Origin of the sequence: Streptomyces sp. MBT65 (assembly GCF_016612545.1) — a bacterium.
In the GTDB taxonomy this organism is placed as follows: Bacteria; Actinomycetota; Actinomycetes; order Streptomycetales; family Streptomycetaceae; genus Streptomyces.
In genome coordinates this window covers 1-23183 of the sequence record NZ_JAENRY010000113.1, presented here as the reverse complement: position 1 = coordinate 23183, position 23183 = coordinate 1, and the positions used below count along the sequence as shown (strand labels likewise).

20 protein-coding genes are annotated in these 23183 nt (G+C 69.3%); 9 read left to right on the top strand and 11 right to left on the bottom strand.

All coding sequences use genetic code 11. The features are described from left to right. Positions 1-233 (bottom strand): hypothetical protein (locus JHN63_RS25365; protein ID WP_200684566.1); only part of this gene is annotated, 233 nt, incomplete at its 3' end. Positions 234-362: 129 nt separating this feature from the next. On the opposite strand from JHN63_RS25365, the gene JHN63_RS25360 reads away from it, so the two are divergent. Beyond that, positions 363-1553, top strand: coding sequence for a pyridoxal phosphate-dependent aminotransferase (locus JHN63_RS25360; protein ID WP_200684564.1), 1191 nt, complete (start codon positions 363-365; stop codon positions 1551-1553). 87 nt (positions 1554-1640) lie between these two features. Here the strand turns inward: JHN63_RS25360 and JHN63_RS25355 are convergent, their stop codons facing one another. Together JHN63_RS25355 and clpB are read right to left on the bottom strand one after the other, a co-directional pair. Then, positions 1641-2177, bottom strand: coding sequence for a YbjN domain-containing protein (locus JHN63_RS25355; RefSeq protein ID WP_200684562.1), 537 nt, complete (start codon positions 2175-2177; stop codon positions 1641-1643). A 125-nt stretch (positions 2178-2302) separates the two neighbouring features. Next, positions 2303-4900, bottom strand: coding sequence for an ATP-dependent chaperone ClpB (gene clpB, locus JHN63_RS25350; RefSeq protein WP_200684560.1), 2598 nt, complete (start codon positions 4898-4900; stop codon positions 2303-2305). A 121-nt stretch (positions 4901-5021) separates the two neighbouring features. Here clpB and JHN63_RS25345 point away from each other — a divergent pair, with 121 nt between their 5' ends. After that, positions 5022-5435 (top strand): pyridoxamine 5'-phosphate oxidase family protein, encoded by a 414-nt coding sequence (locus tag JHN63_RS25345; RefSeq protein ID WP_200684551.1) that lies wholly within the window; start codon positions 5022-5024, stop codon positions 5433-5435. Between the two features lie 164 nt (positions 5436-5599). On the opposite strand, the gene JHN63_RS25340 is transcribed toward JHN63_RS25345, so the two are convergent. Continuing rightward, positions 5600-5896 (bottom strand): (2Fe-2S)-binding protein, encoded by a 297-nt coding sequence (locus JHN63_RS25340; protein WP_052347132.1) that lies wholly within the window; start codon positions 5894-5896, stop codon positions 5600-5602. Positions 5897-6405: 509 nt separating this feature from the next. Between JHN63_RS25340 and JHN63_RS25335 the strand changes: the two genes are divergently transcribed. Both JHN63_RS25335 and JHN63_RS25330 read left to right on the top strand, forming a co-directional pair. Then, on the top strand, positions 6406-7281 hold the full coding sequence (locus tag JHN63_RS25335) for a helix-turn-helix transcriptional regulator (RefSeq protein ID WP_234477661.1): 876 nt from the start codon (positions 6406-6408) through the stop codon (positions 7279-7281). Beyond that, positions 7278-8255, top strand: coding sequence for a helix-turn-helix transcriptional regulator (locus tag JHN63_RS25330; protein WP_200684541.1), 978 nt, complete (start codon positions 7278-7280; stop codon positions 8253-8255). Before JHN63_RS25335 ends, JHN63_RS25330 begins: the two co-directional genes overlap by 4 nt. On the opposite strand, the gene JHN63_RS25325 is transcribed toward JHN63_RS25330, so the two are convergent. Then, a complete protein-coding gene (locus tag JHN63_RS25325; RefSeq protein ID WP_200684533.1) occupies positions 8218-9276 on the bottom strand; it encodes a helix-turn-helix transcriptional regulator in 1059 nt (352 codons plus the stop codon). The two genes, JHN63_RS25330 and JHN63_RS25325, sit on opposite strands and share 38 nt — an antisense overlap. A gap of 262 nt (positions 9277-9538) precedes the next feature. Here JHN63_RS25325 and JHN63_RS25320 point away from each other — a divergent pair, with 262 nt between their 5' ends. Genes JHN63_RS25320 through JHN63_RS25310 form a run of 3 tightly spaced genes read left to right on the top strand, consistent with a single transcriptional unit; the run spans position 9539 to position 12856 of the window. Further along, positions 9539-11083 (top strand): circularly permuted type 2 ATP-grasp protein, encoded by a 1545-nt coding sequence (locus JHN63_RS25320; RefSeq protein WP_200684531.1) that lies wholly within the window; start codon positions 9539-9541, stop codon positions 11081-11083. After that, positions 11080-12012: an alpha-E domain-containing protein gene (locus JHN63_RS25315; protein ID WP_200684529.1), complete on the top strand. Its 933-nt coding sequence runs from the start codon at positions 11080-11082 to the stop codon at positions 12010-12012. The genes JHN63_RS25320 and JHN63_RS25315 overlap by 4 nt, the downstream gene beginning before the upstream one ends. A gap of 1 nt (position 12013) precedes the next feature. After that, positions 12014-12856: a transglutaminase family protein gene (locus tag JHN63_RS25310; RefSeq protein WP_200684527.1), complete on the top strand. Its 843-nt coding sequence runs from the start codon at positions 12014-12016 to the stop codon at positions 12854-12856. Between the two features lie 22 nt (positions 12857-12878). On the opposite strand, the gene JHN63_RS25305 is transcribed toward JHN63_RS25310, so the two are convergent. Next, entirely contained in the window at positions 12879-13985 is a 1107-nt protein-coding gene (locus JHN63_RS25305; protein WP_200684568.1) for a substrate-binding domain-containing protein, read from the bottom strand. Positions 13986-14281: 296 nt separating this feature from the next. Between JHN63_RS25305 and JHN63_RS25300 the strand changes: the two genes are divergently transcribed. Continuing rightward, a complete protein-coding gene (locus JHN63_RS25300) occupies positions 14282-16312 on the top strand; it encodes a PA14 domain-containing protein (RefSeq protein ID WP_200684525.1) in 2031 nt (676 codons plus the stop codon). 57 nt (positions 16313-16369) lie between these two features. Here JHN63_RS25300 and JHN63_RS25295 read toward each other — a convergent pair whose 3' ends face one another. The 5 genes from JHN63_RS25295 to JHN63_RS25275 form a co-directional block, all read right to left on the bottom strand. Beyond that, positions 16370-16816 (bottom strand): heat shock protein transcriptional repressor HspR, encoded by a 447-nt coding sequence (locus JHN63_RS25295; protein WP_200684523.1) that lies wholly within the window; start codon positions 16814-16816, stop codon positions 16370-16372. Between the two features lie 5 nt (positions 16817-16821). Next, the gene (gene dnaJ, locus JHN63_RS25290) at positions 16822-18009 is read right to left on the bottom strand and encodes a molecular chaperone DnaJ (RefSeq protein WP_200684521.1); all 1188 of its coding nucleotides are present in this window, start codon (positions 18007-18009) and stop codon (positions 16822-16824) included. 33 nt (positions 18010-18042) lie between these two features. Then, positions 18043-18699: a nucleotide exchange factor GrpE gene (gene grpE / locus JHN63_RS25285; RefSeq protein WP_200684519.1), complete on the bottom strand. Its 657-nt coding sequence runs from the start codon at positions 18697-18699 to the stop codon at positions 18043-18045. Further along, complete coding sequence (gene dnaK, locus JHN63_RS25280; RefSeq protein ID WP_200684517.1) at positions 18696-20540, bottom strand: molecular chaperone DnaK; 1845 nt, start codon at positions 20538-20540, stop codon at positions 18696-18698. The genes grpE and dnaK overlap by 4 nt, the downstream gene beginning before the upstream one ends. Before the next feature lie 96 nt (positions 20541-20636). Next, positions 20637-21659 carry an MraY family glycosyltransferase gene (locus JHN63_RS25275; RefSeq protein ID WP_200684509.1) on the bottom strand — a complete coding sequence of 341 codons (1023 nt, stop codon included), beginning with the start codon at positions 21657-21659 and terminating at the stop codon, positions 20637-20639. A gap of 225 nt (positions 21660-21884) precedes the next feature. Here JHN63_RS25275 and JHN63_RS25270 point away from each other — a divergent pair. After that, on the top strand, positions 21885-23183 hold a 1299-nt coding region (locus JHN63_RS25270; protein WP_200684507.1), incomplete at its 3' end, for a (Fe-S)-binding protein.

Sequence of the window (23183 nt, the reverse complement as noted above, 5' to 3'; positions counted from 1 at the left end):
CAGGAGGAGTGCCCGCCGCCGCAGGAGTGGTGACCGCCACCGTGGTGCCCCCCGCCCGAGGACGACGAACCCCCGTCCCCGGCCCACCAACTGCTCGTGCCGGCCGCCGTTCCACCGCCGCGGAGCCCGGCCCCACGACCCGACCCCTTGCCGATCCTGCTCTTGCGCCCCGCGCGGGCGATCGCCGCGACGAAGACGACCGCGATCACCGCCAGGATGACGAAGAAGAACATGGCGTCACCCTCCTTCCGATTCCCCCGAAGCGGCCCCCCGTGGGCGCCTCGTGTGGTGCGTGACACAGGGATGCCCGGCCGTCTCACGTGCCAAAGCAGAGTTGAGGAAGTCCAGAGCTTGGGCGCAGGATGACGGGCATGACCTCCACCGCACGCCCCCTCCTCAACCGCCGGCTCGCCGAGTTCGGGACGACGATCTTCGCCGAGATGTCCGCCCTGGCCCTGAAGACCGGGTCGATCAACCTCGGCCAGGGTTTCCCCGACACGGACGGCCCCGAGGAGATCCGCGAGGCGGCGGTCCGCGCCCTGCGCGACGGACGCGGCAACCAGTACCCGCCGGGCCCGGGCGTCCCGGAACTCCGCACCGCGATCGCCGCCCACCAGGAGCGCCGCTACGGCCTCTCCTACGACCCCGACGCCGAGGTCCTGGTCACGGCGGGCGCCACGGAGGCCATCGCCGCGGCGCTGCTGGCCCTGGTGGAACCCGGTGACGAGGTCATCGCCCTGGAGCCGTACTACGACTCCTACGCCGCCTGCATCGCGATGGCGGGCGGCACCCGCGTACCGGTCACGCTCCGCCCCGCCGACGGCAGCTTCCGTCTCGACCTCGACGAACTGCGCGCCGCCGTCACCGACCGCACCCGCCTCCTCCTGATCAACACCCCGCACAACCCGACCGGTACCGTCCTCACCCGCGAGGAACTCGCCGCCATCGCCGAACTCGCCGTAGAACGCGATCTGTTGGTGATCACCGACGAGGTGTACGAGCACCTGGTCTTCGACGCGGCCGAGCACATTCCGCTCGTGACGTTCCCGGGGATGCGGGGGCGCACGGTCTCGATCGGTTCGGCCGGCAAGACGTTCTCGTTCACCGGCTGGAAGGTCGGGTGGGTGACGGGCACCCCGGACCTGGTCACGGCCGTGCGCTCGGCGAAGCAGTTCCTGACGTATGTGGCCTCGGGCCCGTTCCAGTACGCGGTGGCGGAGGCGCTCGCCCTCCCCGACTCCTACTTCGACGATTTCCGCGCGGACATGCTGGCCAAGCGGGACGTCCTGGCGGCGGGCCTGGCGGACGCGGGCTTCGAGGTGTTCCGCCCGGCCGGCACCTACTTCGTCACCACCGACATCCGCCCCCTGGGGGAGACCGACGGCTTCGCCTTCTGCCGCGCGCTCCCCGAACGCGCCGGGGTCGTCGCCATCCCGAACGCGGTCTTCTACGACCACCGGGAGGAGGGCGCGCCCTTCGTACGGTTCGCGTTCTGCAAGAAGGTGAGCGTGCTGGAGGAAGCGGTCGGCCGCCTCAAGAAGCTGGCCGGCTGAGCGGTACGCGGTACGACGACGGCGCCCGTCCACAGGCTGTGGACGGGCGCCGTCGTGTTCACACAGGTCGAAAGGGACCGAGGTGGTCTACTCCTCGTCGCCCTCGTCCTCGGGCTTCTCGACCGCCTCGTCGACCTCCTCGGTGAGGCCGAGCTGCTCGACCAGCCAGCGGTCGAACTCGATGGCGGCCCGCACCCAGCTCACCGTCGAGGAGACGAAGTGGTTCAGGTCGACGCCGGTGCCGATCAGCATCTGCGCCTCACCGATGAGACGGACGGTGCCGTCGTCGTGGGTGTGGCTGTAGACCTTGGGCCACAGGGTGCGGCGGTTCCAGTCGTCGATGGACTCCAGCAGCTGCGGCTTGGCGTCGATCGCGTGGGGACGGTCGTAGAAGGTCCGCACCGAGAAGACGAGCTGGTCGTCCTCACCGCGGAACATGAAGTACGTACGGAACTGCTCCCACGGCGCCGCGAGGTCACCCTCGTCGTCGACGACATACTTCAGCTCCATCTGCTCGAGGAGCTGCTTCACAAGGTCCTGATCCGGGACGACGGGGCCCGCCGGTCCTTGCTGCGGTTCGGGCTGGCCCCCGAAGTTCGGAATCGAGGACGGGTCGATGCTCACCGTGTATTTCCCTTCGTACGGATTCCGCCATCCTCCCCCATCCGGGGAGGGGGGTGGCAACCCCTGCCGGGACTGTCCGCCCTGGGCTGACCTGATCCGGTCGGCCCAGGGCCCTACGGTGCCATCTACAGCGTCTTGCCCGTCGCCGGGCCCACGATCAGCCCGTCCCCGAACGCGTCCACCCGTACCGTGTCCCCGTCCTTGACCTCGCCCGCCAGGATCTCCTTGGCGAGGCGGTCGCCGATCGCCGTCTGCACCAGCCGCCGCAGCGGTCGCGCCCCGTACGCCGGGTCGTTGCCGTTGTCCGCGAGCCAGGTCAGGGCCTCGTCGCTGATCTCCAGGGTGAGGCGGCGTTCCGCGAGGCGCTTGGCCAGGCGGCCGATCTGGAGCGCGGCGATCCGGCCCAGCTCCTCCCGGTTGAGCGCCGAGAAGACCACCATGTCGTCCAGCCGGTTGAGGAACTCCGGCTTGAAGGAGGCCCTCACCACCTGCAGAACCTGTGCCTTCTTCTCGTCCTCACCGGTGCTCGGGTCGATCAGGAAGTTGCTGCCCAGGTTGGACGTGAGGATCAGGATCGTGTTGCGGAAGTCGACCGTGCGGCCCTGACCGTCCGTCAACCGCCCGTCGTCCAGCACCTGGAGCAGGACGTCGAAGACCTCCGGGTGCGCCTTCTCCACCTCGTCCAGCAGGATCACCGAGTACGGACGCCTGCGCACCGCCTCCGTGAGCTGACCGCCCTCCTCGTAGCCGACGTAGCCGGGAGGCGCGCCGACCAGCCGGGCCACGCTGTGCTTCTCGCCGTACTCCGACATGTCGATGCGGACCATGGCGCGTTCGTCGTCGAAGAGGAAGTCCGCGAGCGCCTTTGCCAGTTCGGTCTTGCCGACGCCCGTCGGGCCCAGGAAGAGGAAGGAGCCGGTGGGGCGGTCGGGGTCCGCGATGCCCGCGCGGGTGCGCCGTACCGCGTCGGAGACGGCCTGTACGGCCTCTCGCTGGCCGATGAGGCGGCGGCCCAACTCCTCCTCCATGCGCAGGAGTTTCTGGGTCTCGCCCTCCAGGAGGCGGCCCGCGGGGATGCCGGTCCAGGAGCCGACGACGTCCGCGATGTCGTCGGGGCCGACCTCCTCCTTGACCATCGTGTCCTTGGAGGCCGCCTCCTCCGCCTGCGAGGCCTCCGCCAAGTCCCGCTCCAGGGAGGGGATCTCGCCGTAGAGGAGCTTGGAGGCGGTGTCGAAGTCGCCGTCGCGCTGGGCCCGTTCGGCCTGGCCGCGCAGTTCGTCGAGCTTCTCCTTCAGTTCGCCGACGCGGTTGAGGGACTGCTTCTCCTTCTCCCAGCGGGCGTTGAGGCCGCGCAGCTCCTCCTCGCGGTCGGCGAGGTCGCGGCGCAGCTTCTCCAGCCGCTCGATGGAGGCGGCGTCCGTCTCCTTGTCGAGGGCCAGCTCCTCCATCTTCAACCGGTCGACGGAGCGCTGGAGTTCGTCGATCTCGACCGGGGAGGAGTCGATTTCCATCCGCAACCGGGAGGCCGCCTCGTCGACGAGGTCGATCGCCTTGTCGGGGAGGAAGCGGGAGGTGATGTAGCGGTCGGAGAGGGTGGCCGCCGCGACCAGCGCGCTGTCCGCGATGACGACCTTGTGGTGCGCCTCGTAGCGTCCCTTCAGGCCGCGCAGGATCGCGATCGTGTCCTCGACGCTCGGCTCCGCGACCAGCACCTGCTGGAAGCGGCGCTCCAGCGCCGGGTCCTTCTCGATGCGCTCGCGGTACTCGTCCAGGGTCGTCGCGCCGACCATGCGCAGCTCGCCGCGGGCGAGCATCGGCTTCAGCATGTTGCCGGCGTCCATCGAGGAGTCGCCGCCGGCGCCCGCGCCCACGACGGTGTGCAGCTCGTCGATGAAGGTGATGACCTGGCCGTCGGAGTCCTTGATCTCGGCCAGGACGGTCTTGAGCCGCTCCTCGAACTCGCCGCGGTACTTCGCACCCGCGACCATCGCACCGAGGTCCAGCGACACCAGCCGCTTGTTCTTGAGGGACTCCGGCACGTCCCCCTTCACGATCCGCTGCGCCAGCCCCTCGACGACGGCGGTCTTGCCGACGCCGGGCTCGCCGATGAGGACGGGGTTGTTCTTCGTGCGGCGGGACAGCACCTGGACGACCCGCCGGATCTCCTGGTCCCGCCCGATGACCGGGTCGAGCTTGCCCTCGCGCGCGGCGGCCGTGAAGTCCGTACCGAACTTCTCCAGCGCCTTGTACTGCCCCTCGGGGTCGGGTGTGGTCACCCGGCGCCCTCCCCTGCTCTTCTGGAACGCGTCCAGCAGCTTCTTCGCGCCGGCCCCCTGCTGGGAGAGTACGTCCCCGGCCGCGCCGCCCTTGGCGGCGATCCCGATCAGCAGGTGCTCGGTCGAGAGGTAGTCGTCGCCGAGCTCCTTCGCGCGCTCACCCGCGTCCGCGATCACGGCCAGCAGCTCACGGTTGGGCTGCGGGGGCGCGACGGTCGACCCGGTCACGCTGGGCAGCGCGGCGAGCACCCGCTCGGCCCCGGACCGTACGGCGGCCTGGTCGGCGTCGACGGCGGCCAGCAGGTCGGTGATGTTCTCGTTGTCCTCCCCCGCGAGCAGCGAGAGAAGCAGGTGGGCCGGGGTCAGGTCGGCGTGCCCCCCGGTCACGGCTCGTTTGCTGGCCGCGTTGATCGCGTCCCGGCTCCTGTTGGTCAGCTCGGCGTCCACGTTCCGGTGCTCCTCCTCCTACGACCTTCGTACACGGACTGACTCGGTCAACGTGCACAAAGTTGAGTCTATTCCACTCAAGGCGGTGGCGGGGCGGATCGAGGGACTAAGTTCCGGGACCATGGCCGTACATCCGGTGGACCCGGGCGATCCCGACCCGTCGTACCTCACCTTCTGGCAGGAACGGCATCTGTGCACCCTCACGACTCCGCGCCCCGACGGCAGCCCGCATGTCGTTCCCGTCGGAGTGACATACGACCCCGAGGCGCGTCTGGCTCGGGTCATCGCGAACAAGGCGAGCAGGAAGGTGCTGAACGTGCTGGCCGCCGGACCCCTCGGGGCCCGGGTCGCCGTCTGCCAGGTGGACGGGCGGCACTGGGCGACGCTGGAGGGCCGGGCCTTCGTCCGCGCGGAACCCGACCGGGTCGCGGAGGCGGAGCGCCGGTACGCCGAGCGGTACGGGCGCACCCCGTCGCCGAACCCGTCCCGGGTGGTGATCGAGATCCAGCTGACGCGGGCGATGGGGAAGCGGTGAGCGGGCGGGAGGCAAGGCGGCGGGGCGACCGCTTCCGGCCACTCGGGCCAGGCCCATACCCGAACATTCCGTACAAACTGCAGCGGCGTCACCGTGTTCAGGTCACGGTGACGCCGCTGCGGGGGGAAGCACCTGAGCGATCTTGTTACGACGGGGGAATCGCGTCAGGCACTGCGGGGGGTGGCTGAGATGGTCTGGATGTCGGGGGCATCCGTCTCCACCAGCCGGTGGTCTCGTTGGTCAAGATTCACAAAGATCATTCCGTACCGGATGGCGCATCGCACTGGCTGCGGCGCCCCCCGGGGCCGTCGCAGACACCGGTACGCCCGTACGTCCTCGTCCTCGTCCCGCGTCACCACGACCGGCTCACCGAACACGGTCACCATGAGCGAGTCACCGCTGTGGGGGATGGCGGTGGCCAGGTCGATGAAGTGCCAGCCCGAGCGATAGGCCGTGGCCATCTCTCGGCGGAAGCTGCGGTCGTCGGGAGGTGTCGTCACGTCAAGCCCAAACGCTGTCGTCTGCGTGAGCAGAAGCCACCGGCCAGACGCTGTCACCGGCGACAACAACGGTCTGAGCAGCCGCCGGCCAGACGCTGTCCGCCCGAGTGTCACTCTTCTCGCCGGAGACTCCACCGAACGCTCCGAAGGCCACGACGGCGGAGAAGGCGGCGACAAGCACCGAGTGAAGCATTCTGTTACGCATAGTCGGCTTCATCCTCACTTGAAGGTCCCTCTTCCCCCGTCGAGTACGACGATGGCTCATTCGGGCACTTCATGGCCACATAATCGATGCATCATGTTCCTGCACGTTCAGGACCCTGGGGGGTGGAGATTTGGGAACAAAAGAGACAAGGGCGACACATCCCCACACGGTGGCGAAACTGTGTGAGGAGGGCGGGCGCCTGTACGCGAATGCCCTACGCACGGGACGAATAGCCCGCGCGGACGTGGAACCCGCTCCGTGCCTGATGGAATTCGCCCTTCTTCATCCCGACCCTGACGACGCGAACTGGCTGCGTCCGGTTCCTCCATCGGTTGCCCTGGCCCAGCGGCTCAACCCCATCGAGCACGAGATCACCGAGCGCCGGCGGCTGTCGATCGAGTTGGCCGACGCTTTCGAGCCGTTCATGGCCCTCACCGCCCAGACCACGACGAGCACCCACTCGATCACGGTGCTGGAGGGCAACGACCGCATCAACGCGGCCCTCGACCTGGCCACGGCCCAGTGCCAGCACGAGATGCTCACGGTCCAGCCGAGCGGCCACCGCCCCGAGCGCAGCCTCGTTCAGGGGCTGGAGCGCGACAGGCCGCTCGTCGAACGTGGTGTGAGCATCCGGACCCTGTACCAGCACACGGCCCGCTACAGCCCGGAGAAGCTGGCCTACACGGACCAGTTCGCCAACGGCAAGGTCGAGTACCGCACGATCGACGAGCTGGTCGAGCGGCTCATCATCTGCGACGAGACCGTCGCCTTCATCCCCGCCCGCGACGACCAGAAGGTCGCCCTGGAACTTCGCCACCCCGGACTCGTCAGCTATCTGGTCAAGGTCTTCGAGTTCATGTGGGCCCGCGCGGTCCCACTGAGCACCGGCGCCCCGTACGAGACCGCCCCCGACGGCATCACCGACATCCAGCACTCCATCGCCAAACTCCTCGTCGAGGGCCATGTCGACGAGGCCATCGCCCGCAGGCTGGGCATGAACGTGCGCACCTGCCGCGCCCACATCGCCAAACTGGCGACAGCCCTGGGCAGCGGCAGCCGGGCCCAGCTCGGCTTCCTCATAGCCCAGTCGGGGATCCTGAACAAGGACCACCCGCCGCGGGGAGGAGACGGCACACCGTGACCGAGGCGCACACGCACGGCGCGGACGAGCTGTGCGAGGCAGGTCAGAGCCTGTATGTCCGAGCCCTGCGCGCCGGGCGGGTGCGTGCGGACGACACCGACGAGGCACCGTGTCTGGTCGGCCTCGGCCTGCTGCAGCCCGAGATCGGGGCCGACCCCGGCTGGCTGCGGCCCGTCGCCCCCGCCTCCGTACTCCACCGCCTGCTACGGCGGTCCGCGGAGCGCATCGCGGACGAGCGGCGCCGTGAGGAGCGCCTGGAGTCCGCCTTCGCGCCGCTGATACAGCTCGACGGCTCCCACGCGGCGGCCACGGTGAACCCGACGCTCACCGTCCTCGGTGACAGGGAGCGCATCAACCAGGCCATCACCGAGGCCATGGCGGACGCCACGGGCGAACTCCTCGCCATCCAGCCGCACGTAGGCCCGCGCGGCCCGGAGGCACAGGCCGTCGCCCTCGTCCGCGACCAGGCCTTCCTCGACCGCGGCGGTCGCATCCGCACCCTGTACCAGCACACCCAGCGCCACAGACCTCTCGCCCTGGCCCGCTACGAACAACTGCGGGGCGACGCCGAGGCCCGCACCCTGGACGAGGTCACCGAGCGGCTCATCGTCATCGACCGGCAGGTGGCGTTCATCCCCGCCAGCCGGGACCGCAGTCTCGCCCTGGAGGTCCGCCACCCCTCGCTGATCGACTGGTTCATCACGGTCTTCGACCGCCTCTGGCACCTCGCCACCCCCATGTACCCCGAAGCGGTCCAGCAGCCCTCCCTCAACGGCATCACCCCCCGTCAACGAGCCATAGCGAGCCTGCTCGTCGACGGCCACACCGACGCCGTCATCGCCGACCGCCTCGGCATGAACATCCGCACCGCCCGCGTCCACATCGCCAAGCTCGCCGCCACCCTCGGCAGCGAGAGCCGGGCCCAACTCGGCTATCTCATCGGGCAGTCGGGGATTCTTGATCCACCGGCGTGAGCTGTACGGGGACGTCCGGCAGCCGTGACGCGGTGCCGTCCAGGCCCGCCTGGGCGATCCGCACGCCGAGTTGGGTACGGCTGGCCGCGCCCAGCGTCTCCGACAGGCGCGCGATATGGGCGCGGCAGGTCCGCACGCTGATCCCCAGCCGTTCCGCGATCACCGCGTCCTGGTGGCCGTCCGCGAGGAGGGCGGCGATGGACTGCTCACGGTTGGAGATGCCCTCGATGCCGGTGTCCGGCAGGGGGGCCGCGACCGGGATCGCCAGGCGCCACAGCCGGTCGAAGACCGTGACGAAGTAGTCGATCAGCGCCGGGTGGCGCAGCTCCAGGGCCATCGTGTGGTCGGCGTTGGCGGGGATGAAGGCGACCGTGCGGTCGAAGAGGATCAGCCGGTCGACGACCTCGTCCAGGGTCCGCGCCTCGACCGCGTCGCCCATCAACTCCAGGTAGTTCAGGAGGCCTTGGCCGTGCCGGGCGACATGGGTGTACAGGTCGCGCATCCGGACCCCGCGCGAGCGCAGCGCCACCGCCCGGTGCAGGCCCTCCGTGAGCTCCGGCTCCCGGCGGATGCCGCCGGGCTGGACGGTGAGGACCTCGCCCGTGCAGGCCTCCGTCGCGTCGTCCATCGCCGCCTGGATCCGCGAGAGGCCGTCCAGGACGCGGATCGCGGCGCCCTCCAGGGAGCCCGGCGCCGCCGCGGACGCCTGCACCCGGCGGCCCAGACCGGCGTACCGCTCGAAGGCCTCGACCGCCGAACCCACCCGGCGGTGGCTCTCGCTGACCTCGTCGTAGACCCCGCGCAGCAGCCGGGTCATGACCTCCTGCGGGGAGGTCGGCACCAGCCAGGCCATGTCGTCGGGGTCGGGGTGGAGGAGGGCCAACTCCAGCAGGCACGGCACCGGTTCGGCGTCCGTGCGCGGCACCCGGCCCCGTCGTACGGCCCGGGAGTACACGCGCTCCCCGGCGTCGCAGAGTCGGTCAGCACCGTGTGGATGCTCGTCCGTCCCGTGCCCGGCCATCGCCCATCCCACCCCCGGTTCCCGGCTCTTTGCAGCGCAACTATGCGCGGACGGGACCTGCTCCGCAACACGGCTTCCGCTCGAACAGCCCCCGAAAACCTCCGATATCGCCCGCTATCTACCGGCCTCCGAGCCTCACCTTGCAACAAGCTGGGGGGTGTCCGGCCAGTAACACCGAGTCCCTCGTCGTATCACTTTCCGCGTGAGCTGCCGGAAATCACTCAGAGATCGCCGTGTTACGTAGCGCACTTAACGTCCCCTCATGGCGGACATATTTGACGCATACGCATTGGCCGATGCGTGGGACGAGATGTTTGTGCGGCCGGGTGAGGTCAGAACCGCCTACGAGCCGGTACTGGCGGCACTCCAGCCGATCGAGCCGAGTGAACTGCGCTTCCGCGCGGACCAGATGGCCCGCGCGTTCACCGACCGCGGCGTGACCTACGCCTTCGCCGGCGAGGAACGGCCCTGGCCACTGGACCTGGTGCCGCGGATCATCGACGCGATGGAGTGGGATCTCATCCAGCGCGGAGTGGCCCAGCGGGTCAGGGCACTCGAGGCCTACCTCTCCGACGCCTACTCCCACTGCCGCGCCTTCGAGGACGGGGTCGTGCCCTGGCGGCTGCTCCTCAACTCGGCTCATTTCCATCGGTCCGCGCAGGGCGTCGAACCACCGGGCGGGGTCCGCATCCATGTCGCCGGCATCGACCTCGTCCGGGACGAGGCCGGGGACCTGCGGGTGCTGGAGGACAACGTGCGGGTCCCCAGCGGGGTGTCGTACGTCATCGAGAACCGCCGGGCCATGACGCGGATCTTCCCGTCCCTCTTCGCCGAGCAGCACGTGGTCCCCGTCGACGGGTACGCGGGGCGGCTGCTGGCCGCGCTGCGCGCCGCCGCGCCCGCCGGGACACAGGACCCCCGGGTCGTGGTCCTCACCCCGGGGCCGGGGAACGCCGCCTACTTCGAACACGCCCTGCTCGCGCGGCTGATGGGCGTGCAGCTGGTGGTGGGGCACGACCTGACGTGCCGCAACAACCGGGTGTGGATGCGCACCACCCGCGGCGAGGTGCCCGTCCATGTCGTATACCGGCGGCTCGACGACGACTTCCTCGACCCGCTGCACTTCCGCCCCGACTCGGTGATCGGCTGCCCGGGCATCATGAACGCCGCGCAGGCCGGGAACGTCACACTCGCGAACGCGGTCGGCAACGGCATCGCGGACGACAAGCTCCTCTACACCTACGTCCCCGACCTCATCCGCTACTACCTCTCAGAGGAACCGATTCTTCCCAACGTGGAGTCGTACCGCCCCGACGAGCCGGGCCAGTTGGAGGCGGTCCTCGACCAGATCGACCGCCTGGTCATCAAGCCGGTGGACGGCGCGGGCGGGCAGGGCATCGTCATCGGCCCCAAGGCGGACGCGAAGACCCTCGAACGCACTCGCAAAGCCGTCGCCGCCGACCCGCGCGGCTGGATCGCCCAGCGCCCCGTCGCGCTGTCCACCTCCCCCACCCTCGCGGGTGAACGCATGGCACCCCGCCACATCGACCTACGGCCCTTCGCCGTCAACGACGGCACCGACGTCTGGGTGCTGCCCGGCGGCCTCACCCGGGTCGCCCTCCAGGAGGGCAACCTGATCGTCAACTCCAGCCAGGGCGGCGGCTCCAAGGACACCTGGGTGCTCGCGGAGGGCCCGGCCGAACACCCCGAACCGGTCACCCCGGACGGCGAACTGCCCGAGGTGGCACCCCGCCAGCTCGGCCCCGACGGCAACCCCGCGGTCGTACAGGAAGGGGCGCAGCAGTGAACGACGTGATCCTCTCCCGGATAGCCGAGGCCCTGACGTGGACCGGCCGTTACGTCGAGCGCGCGGACGCCACCGGGCGCATCCTCGACGCCTACCTCCACCGCATGCTGGAGGATCCCTGGCGCGACGAGGACGCGGCCTGCCGGTCCCTGTACGCGATCCTCGGGGTCGACGCGGGCGGCCAACGCGTGGACATGCAGCAGGTGTTGGACCAGCTCGCGTTCGACGCCCGCTCCACCTGCTCCATCGAGGGCGCGCTCGGCGCCGCCCGCCTCAACGCCCGCAGCGCCCGGGAGGCCGTCTCCTCGGAGATGTGGGAGTGCCTCAACTCCACCTGGCACGCCCTGGCCGACCAACGCCTCGCGGCCCGCCGTACGGGCCCCTACGCCTATCTCGAACTCGTGCGCAGACGCGCCGCGTTGTTCTTCGGCCTCGCCGACTCCACGATGAGCCGCGACGACAGCTGGCGTTTCGTCGTCCTCGGCCGCAGCCTGGAGCGGGTGGACATGACCGTACGACTGCTGTCGGTACGGGTGTTGGACGCTGCGCACGCACCCGACTGGACGACACTGCTGAGCGCCTCGGGCGCCGACGAGGCGTACGCGCGGGTGTACGGCGGTTTCGGCGACACCCCGCGGGTGGCCGAATTCCTGCTCCTGGACCGGGACTTCCCGCGTTCGGCGCTGCACGCGCTGACGACGGCCGAGGAGTGCCTCACGGCGCTGGGCCGCCAGCGCCAGGACCCCGCGCGCCGTCCCGTCGGCCGGCTCCGCACCCGCCTCGAATACCTGGACTCGCACGCCTTGGAAGAACAACTCCCCGCCCTCCTCAAGGACTTGCAGCACGCCTGCATGGACTCGGCGGAGGCGGTCGCGGAGTTGTTCTTCCCGTACCAGGGGCCCGTCGAGTGGGCCCAGGAAGGAGCCTGAGATGACCCGTAGGCTTCGCATCCGCCACACCACGCGCGTGTCGTACGCCCAGGCGGCGGTGTCCTCCCACAACGAGGTGCGGATGACCCCGCTCACGCTCCCCGGCCAGACGACACTGGACGCGCGCGTGACCGTGAACCCCACCACCCCCACCTGGTCGTACTGGGACTACTGGGGCACCCAGGTCACCGGCTTCGACCTGATGGACCCGCACGCGGACCTGACGATCACCGCGTCGAGCCTGGTCGAGACGTCCCCGCCGGAGCTGCTCGGCCCCTCCCCCACCTGGCAGGAGATCACCGAACACACCACGAACTCCCGCCTGTTGGAGTTCATCGGCCCCACGGTCCGTACGACGGTCCCGCCCAAGCTGCTGAAGAAGGCGCGCAAGGCCGCCGTAGGACTCGATCCGCACGAGACCGCTGTCGCCGTCTCCGCGCTCGTCGCCGACCGGGTGGCGTACCTCCCCGGTGTCACCGGAGTGAACACCTCCGCCGCCGAGGCCTGGGAACAGGGCGCCGGAGTCTGCCAGGACATAGCCCACGTCACCATCGCCCTGCTACGGAGCCTGGGCCTGCCCACGCGCTACGTCTCCGGCTACCTCCACCCCGAGCGGGAGGCGGAACTCCACCGCCCGGTGGCCGGCCAGAGCCACGCCTGGGTGGAGTACTGGGCCGGCGACTGGTCCGGCTACGACCCGACCAACCGGACCCGTCCCGACGAGTCCCATGTGGTGGTCGGACGGGGGCGGGACTACGACGACGTGACTCCGCACAAGGGGATCTACCGGGGGGTGGCCGGCGGGCCGCCGGAGGTGACGGTGGAGTTCACGCGGGTGGCGTGAACTCCCCTGCGGGGCGAACGGGTCACTTCAGCCCGTTCGCCGCGCACGCCGACTTGAACTTGGCCGTGCAGATGTCGGAGATCTTGTAGATCCCGTCCGCGACCACCGTCGACTTGATGTTGTCCTTCGTCAGCGCGACCACGGACACCAGCTGGGCCGGGATCTTCTTGTTCGTGGGGCTGTCGACCGTGTCGCGGGTGAGGGAGTCGAACTCGATGTCGTGGCCCTGGATCAGGGACACCGCGGCCTTGGCGGCGGCCTCGGCCTCGTCGGGGTAGGGCTTGTAGACGCTCATGTACTGCTCGCCGGTGAGGATCCGCTGCACGGCGGTGAGCTCGGCGTCCTGGCCGGTGATCGGCGGCATCGTGGTCACGCCCGCCGCCTGGAGGGCCTTGATGGCGCCGCCGGCCATCGCGTCGTTGGCGGAGTACACCGCAGCGATGTTGCCCTTGCCGAGCTTGTCGATCGCCTTGGTCATGGACGCCTGGGCGACCTCCGGGCTCCACGCCTTCGTGTCGTAGCTCTCGGAGATCGTCACCTTGCCCTGGAGCTCGGAGAGCGCGCCCGCCTTGAACTGCCCGGCGTTGGGGTCGGTCGGCGAGCCGTTGATCATCACGATCTTGTCGGAGGTGTCGACGTTGCCGCCCAGCGCCTCCACCAGGGAGCGCCCCTGCACCTCGCCGACCAGCTCGTTGTCGAAGGAGATGTACGCGTCGATCGGCCCCTCGGCCAGACGGTCGTAGGCGATGATCGGGATGCCCGCGGCCTTGGCCTTCTTCACCATGGGCAGGATGAGGTGCGAGTCGACGGCGTCGAGCAGGATGACGTCGACCTTGCTGTCGATCATCTTCTGCATCTGGCCGTCCTGGACCTTGGCGTCACCGCCGGCGTTGGCGTACTCGCTCTTGCCCTTGCCGCTGGTCAGTTCGGAGACCGTCGACTTGATGATCGGGTAGTCGAACTCGGCGTAGCGCGTGTTCGTCTTCTCGGGCATCAGTACGCCCACCGTGATGTCGTTGCCCTTCGCCGGTGTCTCCTCCGCGCTGCTCCCTGAGGAGTTGAGCACGCCGCAGGCGGCCAGCGGGAGGGCCAGCGAGGACGCGGCCACGGATATGGCGATACGACGCATTGGGGTGCTCACTTCTGGTGCCGTCCGGACGAGGGTGCAGCATTGCAACCCAGGTGACTGAAAAGCCAACGCGGCCGCGACCACCGGCGTCAAGCGGAACCACTTAACGAGATGGCAACAGCACGTTCCGTTTGGTATGTGGAGGTGCTGCGGAATCCCATCCAAACGCTCTTTACGGACCCTTCACTCAACGGGAGTTCATGAACGGGCAAAGATCAGCACAACCAAGTCCGTTCCTTGCGAGTCGTGATCGTCGACGGCCGTCTGTCGCCGTACCCGATCCGACTGGGAGACGCATGAACCGAGCCCGACACGCGACGGCAGCCGCCGTCGCCTTCTCCGTCGCGGGCGGCCTGCTCGCCGGCGCGACCGCGGGCGCCTCGGCCGCCACGACCTGCAACTCCCCGGACTACAAACGGCAGTTCTTCGCGAACACCACGTTCAGGGGCACCCCGAAGAAGACGGACTGCGACAACGCGATCGACCAGACCTGGACGGGCGCCCCCGCCACCGGCCTCCCGAAGGACAACTTCGCCGTCCGCTGGTCCGTGACCCGCGACTTCGGCTCCGGCGGCCCCTTCTCCTTCGCCGCGGCCGCGCAGGACGGCGTCCGGGTCTACCTGGACGGCGTCCGCAAGGTCGACGTGTGGAAGAACGTCACGTCGACCGTCAGGAAGACCGTCAACGTCACCGTTCCGAAGGGCAGACACACCCTCCGCGTCGACTACGTCAACTGGACCGGCAAGGCCGGCGTCAAGTTCGCCTACGCCCCCAGGACTTCGGCCACGGTCGACAAGGTCAAGCCACTGGCCCCGACGGGTGCCTCAGTGACCTACGACACCACCACCGGCAAGGCCAAGCTCACCTGGTCGCAGAACAAGGAGATGGACCTCGCCGGGTATCGCGTCTACCGGCGCCTCAAGGGTGCCTCCTTCGGGAGCAGACCGCTGGCGACGACCACCGCCACGTCGTACACCGGTAGCGCGCTCCCGAAGACGGGCGACACCTACTACTACGAGGTCCGCGCCTACGACAAGGCCGGCCGCGAGTCGACCGGCAGCGCCGACCAGGGCGTCACCACCGTCGACACGACGGCTCCCGCCGCGCCCACCGGCGTGGAGGACAACTGGGCCATCGGCGACGTCACCACGGCCCGCGTGTACTGGGGCTCGAACACAGAGTCCGACCTGGCCGGTTATCGGGTGTACCGGTCGACGGTGTACCCGGTCGCCCTCACCGCCGCGAACCTGGTGAGCGGCCCGACGCCGATCCGCGACAGCGCCTGGGTCGAGGACCTGCCCACGACCGGCGAGGCCTTCTACTACGTCGTCACCGCCGTCGACACCCACGGCAACGCGTCACCGCCCTCCGGCACGGCCGAGTACTGGTCGAAGGACATCGACACCGTCGCCCCGGTCTACGCCCCGGACGACGTGACGGCCGTCGACGGGGAGCGGGGCGTCACCCTGAACTGGACCTGGAGCACGGACGCGGACGACGACATCGCGTACTTCTCCGTCTACCGGGACGGCGTCGGACTCGGCGGCGACACCGCCGGAGAGTCCTACACGGACACCGAGATCGAGCGTTCCACGACGCACACCTACTGGGTCCGGGCCGTGGACCGGCACGGCAACTTCGGCCCCGTCTCGAACTCGGTCACCATCGACCATGTCGGCGACTACACCGCCCCCGCCGCGGTGACCGGCCTGACCGCGACGCCGAAGGGGTACGGCGTCCGGCTCGACTGGGACGACAGCCCGGCCGAGGACTTCGCCGACTACCGGATCCACCGGGGTGTGTACGTCGACGGCGCCTGGACGTACACGGACATCACCGACACCCTCCCGTTCGGCAGCATCTGGTCCCAGAACCGGGACGTGAGCCTGCCCGACGGGGAGAAGCTGCGGTACGTGGTCGTGGCCGTCGACCACGACGGCAACACCCTGGATCTCGGTTCCGCCGCCGGCGTCGAGGTCACGGAGCTCGACATCGTGCCGACGGAGACCTACGCGGACGAGTCCGCCTCGGGTGCCCTGTACGTGGACGCGACGGACATCGCCCAGGGCCCCGACATCAGGGTGCTCTACGACGCCCGGCGCGATCCGAACGGCACCGCGATCGGCTTCAACGTCTACCGCTGGGACACCTCGACCGGTGCCTACACGCTGCTCACCGACACTCCCGTCGAGTTCGGCCACAGCTACTCGGACACCGGCGCGCCCACCGACACCACCGTCTTCTACAAGGTCACCGCCGTGTACACGGACGGCACCGAGGCGGAGACGGCCGGAGACCACGTGTTCCGGATCGGCACCTCCGCGTAGGCACGAACGAGAGGGGCCCGGAGGTCAGTGACCTCCGGGCCCCTCTCGTCTGTCGGTTCAGTCCTTGGGCCGCTTCGGCCGCCACACCACCAACGCACTCGTCTGCTGGACCTCCTGATACGGCACCAGGTCGCGCCGGTACGAAGCGTGTACCGCCGCCTCCCGCTGCTGCATCGTCGCCGCCGCGCCCTCGACCGCCGACTGGAGTTCGGCGACGCGCTGCTGGAGCGCGACGACCTGGTTCTCCAGCTCGATGATGCGCTTGATGCCGGCCAGGTTGATGCCCTCGGTCTGCGACAACTGCTGGACGGTGCGCAGCAGTTCGATGTCGCGGGCCGAGTAGCGCCGACCGCGCCCGGCCGTGCGGTCCGGGGAGACCAGGCCGAGGCGGTCGTACTGGCGCAGCGTCTGCGGGTGCAGTCCGGAGAGCTGGGCCGCCACCGAGATGACGTAGACCGGGGTCTCCTCGGTCAGCTCGTACGGGTTGCGTCGACGGCCGTCCATCACTCTCATGCTCCCTTCGCGGCCTGGAACAGCTCCGCCCGCGGGTCCTCGCCCGCGGTCGCCTCTCTGTACGCCTCCAGGGCGTCACGAGCATTCCCCGTGACGTCCTTCGGGACACTCACCTCCACGGTCACAAGGAGGTCACCCCGGGTGCCGTCCTTGCGGAAGGCGCCCTTGCCGCGGGCCCGCATGGTGCGGCCGTTGGGCGTGCCCGGCGGCAGCTTCAGCGTCACCGGGGGTCCGCCCAGGGTGGGCACCCTGACCTCGCCGCCCAGTGCCGCCTCGGCGAACGTCACCGGGACCGTCACCGTGAGGTTGTCTTCCTTGCGGCCGAACACGGGGTGCGTGTCGACGTGCACCATGACGTACAAGTCCCCTGCGGGACCGCCCCGTTCACCCGGAGCGCCCTTGCCGCGCAGCCGGATGCGCTGGCCGTCGGTGACCCCCGCGGGGATCCGGACCTGCATGGTCCGCGAGGACTTGGCGCGCCCGCTGCCCTTGCACTCGATGCAGGGGTGCTCGGCGATGAGGCCGCGGCCCTTGCAGTCCGGGCACGGGTCCGTGAGCGAGAAGCCGCCGCCGGAGCCGCGCGCGACCTGGCCGGTGCCGACGCAGGTCGGGCACACGCGCGGTGTGCCGTTCTTGTCGCCGGTGCCCGAACAGGCCTTGCAGGGCTGCTGCGAGGACATCCGCAGCGGGACCGTGGCCCCTTCGATGGCCTCCGTGAAGCTGAGCGTGACCTCGGACTCGATGTCCTGGCCGCGCCGGGGCTGCGTACGGGTCGTGCCCGTGCCGCCGCGGTTGAACAGGCCCCCGAAGACGTCACCGATGCCGCCGCCGAAGCCGCCGGCACCTCCGGCACCGCCGCCCTGGGCGCCGCCTCCGAAGAGGTCGCCCAGGTCGAAGTTGAAGTTGCCGCCGCCCGCGCCGCCCGGTCCCGGGCGGAAGCCGCCGTTGCCGAACAGGGCGCGGGCCTCGTCGTACTCCTTGCGCTTCTTGGGGTCACCGAGGACGTCGTGGGCCTCGGAGATCTCCTTGAAGCGCTCCTCCGCCTTGGCGTTGCCCTTGTTGGCGTCCGGGTGGAACTCGCGGGCGAGCTTCCGGTACGCCTTCTTGATCTCGGCCTCGGTGGCGTCCTTGGGGACGCCGAGGACCTTGTAGTAGTCCTTCTCGATGAAGTCCTTGGTGCTCATCCTCGACGTCCCTCCTTTCGTGCGCTCGCTGCGTCAGCCCTCCTCAGGGCCGTTGTCCTTCTTCTCGTCGCCGGCCTCGGACTCGTCCTCGGCCTTGACGGCGCCGGGCTGCGGCTCGGCGACGGCCACCCGCGCGGGGCGGATGGTGCGCTCACCGATGCGATACCCGGGCTGCAGGATCGCCACGCAGGTCGTCTCCGTGACGTCCGGCGCGTACGAGTGCATCAGGGCCTCGTGGATCGTCGGGTCGAAGGGCTCGCCCTCCTTGCCGAACTGCTGCAGTCCCATCTTCGCCGCGGCGGTCTCCAGCGACTCCGCCACGGACTTGAAACCGCCGACGAGTTCGCCGTGTTCCCGCGCTCGGTTGATGTTGTCGAGCGTGGGCATCAGCTCGGTCAGGAGGGTCGCCACGGCGATCTCCTTGACCGCGATCCGGTCGCGCTCGACGCGGCGGCGGTAGTTCTGGAACTCGGCCTGGAGCCGCTGGAGGTCCGCGGTGCGCTCCTCGAGCGCCTTGCGCACCTGGTCCAGCTGGGCCGTCAGACCGGCGATCTGAGCACTTGCGTCCCCTGCCGGGGCCGCCCCCTCCCCACTGCTGGAGGGGGAGGCGGCCTGCGGCTCGGCGTCGTCGGGGGTGGCGCCGGAGGGGACGTCGGGCTTCTCGTCGAAGCCCGGGGTCTCCTCCGTCACGCGGCACCGTCCTTGCGCTCGTCGTCCACGATCTCGGCGTCCACCACGTCGTCGTCCGCCCGGGGAGCCTCGGCACCGGGGGCGTCGCCGCCCGCGGCCTGCGTGGCCTGGGCGTCGGCGTACATGGCCTGGCCGACCTTCTGCGAGACCGCGGCGACCTTCTCGGTGGCGGTACGGATCTCGGCGGTGTCCTCGCCCTTCAGCGCGGCCTTCAGCTCCTCGACGGCGGCCTCGACCTCGGTCTTGACGTCGGCAGGGACCTTGTCCTCGTTGTCCTTGAGGAACTTCTCCGTCTGGTAGACGAGCTGCTCGCCCTGGTTGCGGGACTCGGCGGCCTCGCGGCGACGGTGGTCCTCGTCCGCGTACTGCTCGGCCTCCTGGCGCATGCGGTCGACCTCGTCCTTCGGCAGCGAGGAGCCGCCGGTGACGGTCATCTTCTGCTCCTTGCCGGTGCCGAGGTCCTTGGCCGTGACATGCATGATGCCGTTGGCGTCGATGTCGAAGGAGACCTCGATCTGCGGGACACCACGCGGGGCCGGCGGCAGACCGGTCAGCTCGAACATCCCGAGCTTCTTGTTGTACGCCGCGATCTCGCGCTCGCCCTGGTAGACCTGGATCTGCACGGAGGGCTGGTTGTCCTCGGCGGTGGTGAAGATCTCGGACCGCTTGGTCGGGATCGTGGTGTTGCGCTCGATGAGCTTGGTCATGATCCCTCCCTTGGTCTCGATACCGAGGGACAGCGGGGTCACGTCGAGGAGCAGGACGTCCTTGACCTCACCCTTGAGGACACCGGCCTGGAGGGACGCGCCGATGGCGACGACCTCGTCCGGGTTGACGCCCTTGTTGGCGTCCTTGCCGCCGGTGAGCTCGCGCACGATCTCCGCGACGGCGGGCATCCGGGTGGAGCCACCGACGAGGACGACGTGGTCGATCTCGTTGATGGAGATGCCGGCGTCCTTGATGACGTTGTGGAACGGCGTCTTGCAGCGCTCCAGCAGGTCGGCCGTCAGCTGCTGGAACTGGGCGCGGGTGAGCTTCTCGTCCAGGTGCAGCGGGCCCTCGGCGGACGCCGTGATGTAGGGCAGGTTGATCGAGGTCTCGGTGGAGCTGGACAGCTCGATCTTGGCCTTCTCGGCAGCCTCGCGGAGACGCTGGAGGGCCATCTTGTCCTTGCCCAGGTCGACGCCGTGACCGGCGGCGAACTGCTTCACCAGGTAGTCGACGACCCGCTGGTCCCAGTCGTCACCACCGAGGTGGTTGTCGCCGTTCGTGGCCTTCACCTCGACGACGCCGTCACCGATCTCCAGGAGGGACACGTCGAAGGTGCCGCCACCGAGGTCGAAGACGAGGATCGTCTGGTCGTCCTTGTCGAGGCCGTACGCCAGCGCGGCCGCCGTCGGCTCGTTCACGATGCGCAGGACGTTCAGGCCCGCGATCTCGCCGGCCTCCTTCGTCGCCTGGCGCTCGGAGTCGTTGAAGTAGGCCGGGACGGTGATGACCGCGTCGGCCACCTTCTCGCCCAGGTAGGCCTCGGCGTCGCGCTTCAGCTTCTGCAGGATGAAGGCGCTCATCTGCTGCGGGTTGAAGCTCTTGCCGTCCAGCTCGATCTTCCAGTCCGTGCCCATGTGGCGCTTCACGGAGCGGATGGTCCGGTCCACGTTCGTGACCGCCTGGCGCTTGGCCACCTCGCCGACGAGCACCTCGCCGTTCTTGGCGAAGGCGACGACGGACGGCGTGGTCCTGGCGCCCTCTGCGTTGGTGATGACGGTGGGCTCGCCGCCTTCAAGAACGCTGACGACGGAGTTAGTCGTGCCCAGGTCGATGCCGACCGCACGTGCCATGGTTGATTCCTCCAGCAATGACTTGAGTGGAACAGGCTCAAGTGTGCACGACACTCACCGCTGGGTCAACAGAGCTGAGTCACCCCGACTCAACTCTTATCCGTTCCTTACACGCAACTGAGCCCTGACCTGCGAAGACACCGCACGCCGCCCCCCGTAGACAGAGACTTTAAGCAGTCCGAATACGACGACCAGGGCCCCGCCGGCCACCCACACGACGGCGGATTCACCCATCCACCCGTTGTGCACGAGCACCCCGACGAGCCCCCCGGAGAACGCGCCGGCCCCCACGAGCACCACCGCCCCCTGCGGAGTGAGCCCCAACTTCCGCAGCCGGTGGGCGAGATGATCGGGCCCGCCCCGCAGCAGCGCCCGCCCGGCCAGCCGCCGCGACAGCAGCACCAGTACGGCATCGGCACTCGCGACGGCGGTGAGCGCGAACAACACCCCCGCACCGTCCGCGAACCCGCGCCCGGCCTGGGTGAGCACGGCCGCCGAGGCGAGCAGGAACCCCGTGAACAGCGACCCGCACGCGCCGAGCGCGATCCGCGCGGGATGCCAGTTGTGCATCAGGAACCCGGTGAGCGCGGCGGCCAGCACACTCGACAACACCGCGAGCCCGTCCATCACTTCCAGCGCGGCGCAGGCCCCCACCCCGAAGGCGGTGACCACCCCCACGGTCCCCGCGAGCCCGTCGGCGTGATCGAGCCCCTTGAAGGCGGCGGCGACCCCCACGATCCACACCACGGCCAGCAGCCCGCCGAACACCCCGATCTGGCCGTACGGCACGACACAGGCCGCCGCCACCGCCGTACCGAAGAGCAGGAACCGTGTCTTCAGCCGCCAGACGTCGGCGACGAGCCCGAGCGCGGCGACCGCGGACCCGGCGGTGAGCAGCCCGCCGACACCGTCGCCGAGCGGGGCGACGCCGGTCCGGTCGCACGCCCAGGTCACCGACACGACGGCGAGCGCGACGGCCAGTCCCCCGAGCAGCGGTACCGGCCGCGTCCGCCGTCTGCGGTCGACGACTCCGGCCCGCAGTGCGGGCACTCGGAGCAGTGCGGCGAGGAGGGCGGCGAGGAGAAGGGCGGTCGTGGCGGCGAGAATCCCGTAGAGCACGGTTCTAAATTAGACGCAAATGTACCAATTCAGTACGAATAACACGATCGGACCGTCACAGGTTTTTAAGGCGACCCTCAGCGACATAGATCACCGCACGGCTGGCTACAGTGCGACGGAGAATGAGGGTAATCTCGGTCGGACCGATTAAGTTACCGCTTAGTAATATTCTTGGTCATGCTCTTGGTTATGCCTTGACCCCTCGCAGGCCCGAGGAGCCCTGAAATGCAACTCGCCGCGATCATCGTGTCGCTGGTTCTGATCGTGGTCGGTGTGGCGTTGTTCGCCCGCGCCGTCCTGCAGATCTACACCTTCATGCGACTCGGCCAGAACGTGCCCGCGGGCACCCGCACCGACGAGCCCGTCCAGCGCACCGTCACCGTGGCCAAGGAGTTCCTCGGCCACACCCGGATGAACCGTTGGGGTGTCGTCGGCGTCGCACACTGGTTCGTTGCGGTGGGCTTCTTCTCACTGCTGCTGACGATCGTCAACGCCGTCGGCCAGCTCTTCCAGGCCGACTGGCTGCTGCCGATCATCGGCGAATGGGCGCCGTACAACGTCTTCGTCGAGTTCATCGGCACGATGACGGTCCTCGGCATCCTCGCCCTGATCGCGATCCGCCAGCTGAGCAAGCCGAACAAGCCCGGGCGCAAGTCCCGCTTCGCCGGCTCCAACTTCGGCCAGGCGTACTTCGTCGAGGCCGTCATCCTCATCGTCGGCGTCTGCATCTTCATGCTGCACGCCCTCGAAGGGGCCCAGCACCACGTCGACGGCTACGAGGCCTCCTTCTTCATCTCCTACCCGGTGATCTCGGGCCTGGAGCACCTGGACGTCTCGACGCTCCAGAACCTCACATACCTCTTCGCCGGCGTGAAGATCGCGACCTCCTTCATCTGGATGATCACGGTCGCCCTGAAGACCGACATGGGCGTGGCCTGGCACCGCTTCCTGGCGTTCCCGAACATCTGGTTCAAGCGGAACGCGACCGGTGAGACGTCCCTGGGCGCGCTGCTGCCGATGACGTCCGGCGGCAAGCCGATCGACTTCACCGACCCCGGTGACGACGACGTGTTCGGTGTCTCCCAGGTCGAGCAGTTCTCCTGGAAGGGCCTGCTGGACTTCTCCACCTGTACGGAGTGCGGGCGCTGCCAGTCGCAGTGCCCGGCCTGGAACACCGGCAAGCCGCTCTCCCCCAAGCTCCTGATCATGTCGCTGCGCGACCACGCGCACGCCAAGGCCCCCTACCTGCTCGCCGGCGGCGGCAAGTCCATGGAGGGCGAGGAGAAGGCCACCGGGGAGCAGCTCGCAGGCGTCCCCGCCGCGGCGCTGGCGGAGGCCGAGCGCCCGCTGATCGGGACGGCGGAGGAGAACGGGGTCATCGACCCGGACGTCCTGTGGTCGTGCACCACCTGCGGGGCCTGCGTGGAGCAGTGCCCGGTGGACATCGAGCACGTCGACCACATCGTGGACATGCGCCGCTACCAGGTGATGATCGAGTCGGCGTTCCCGTCCGAGGCGGGCACG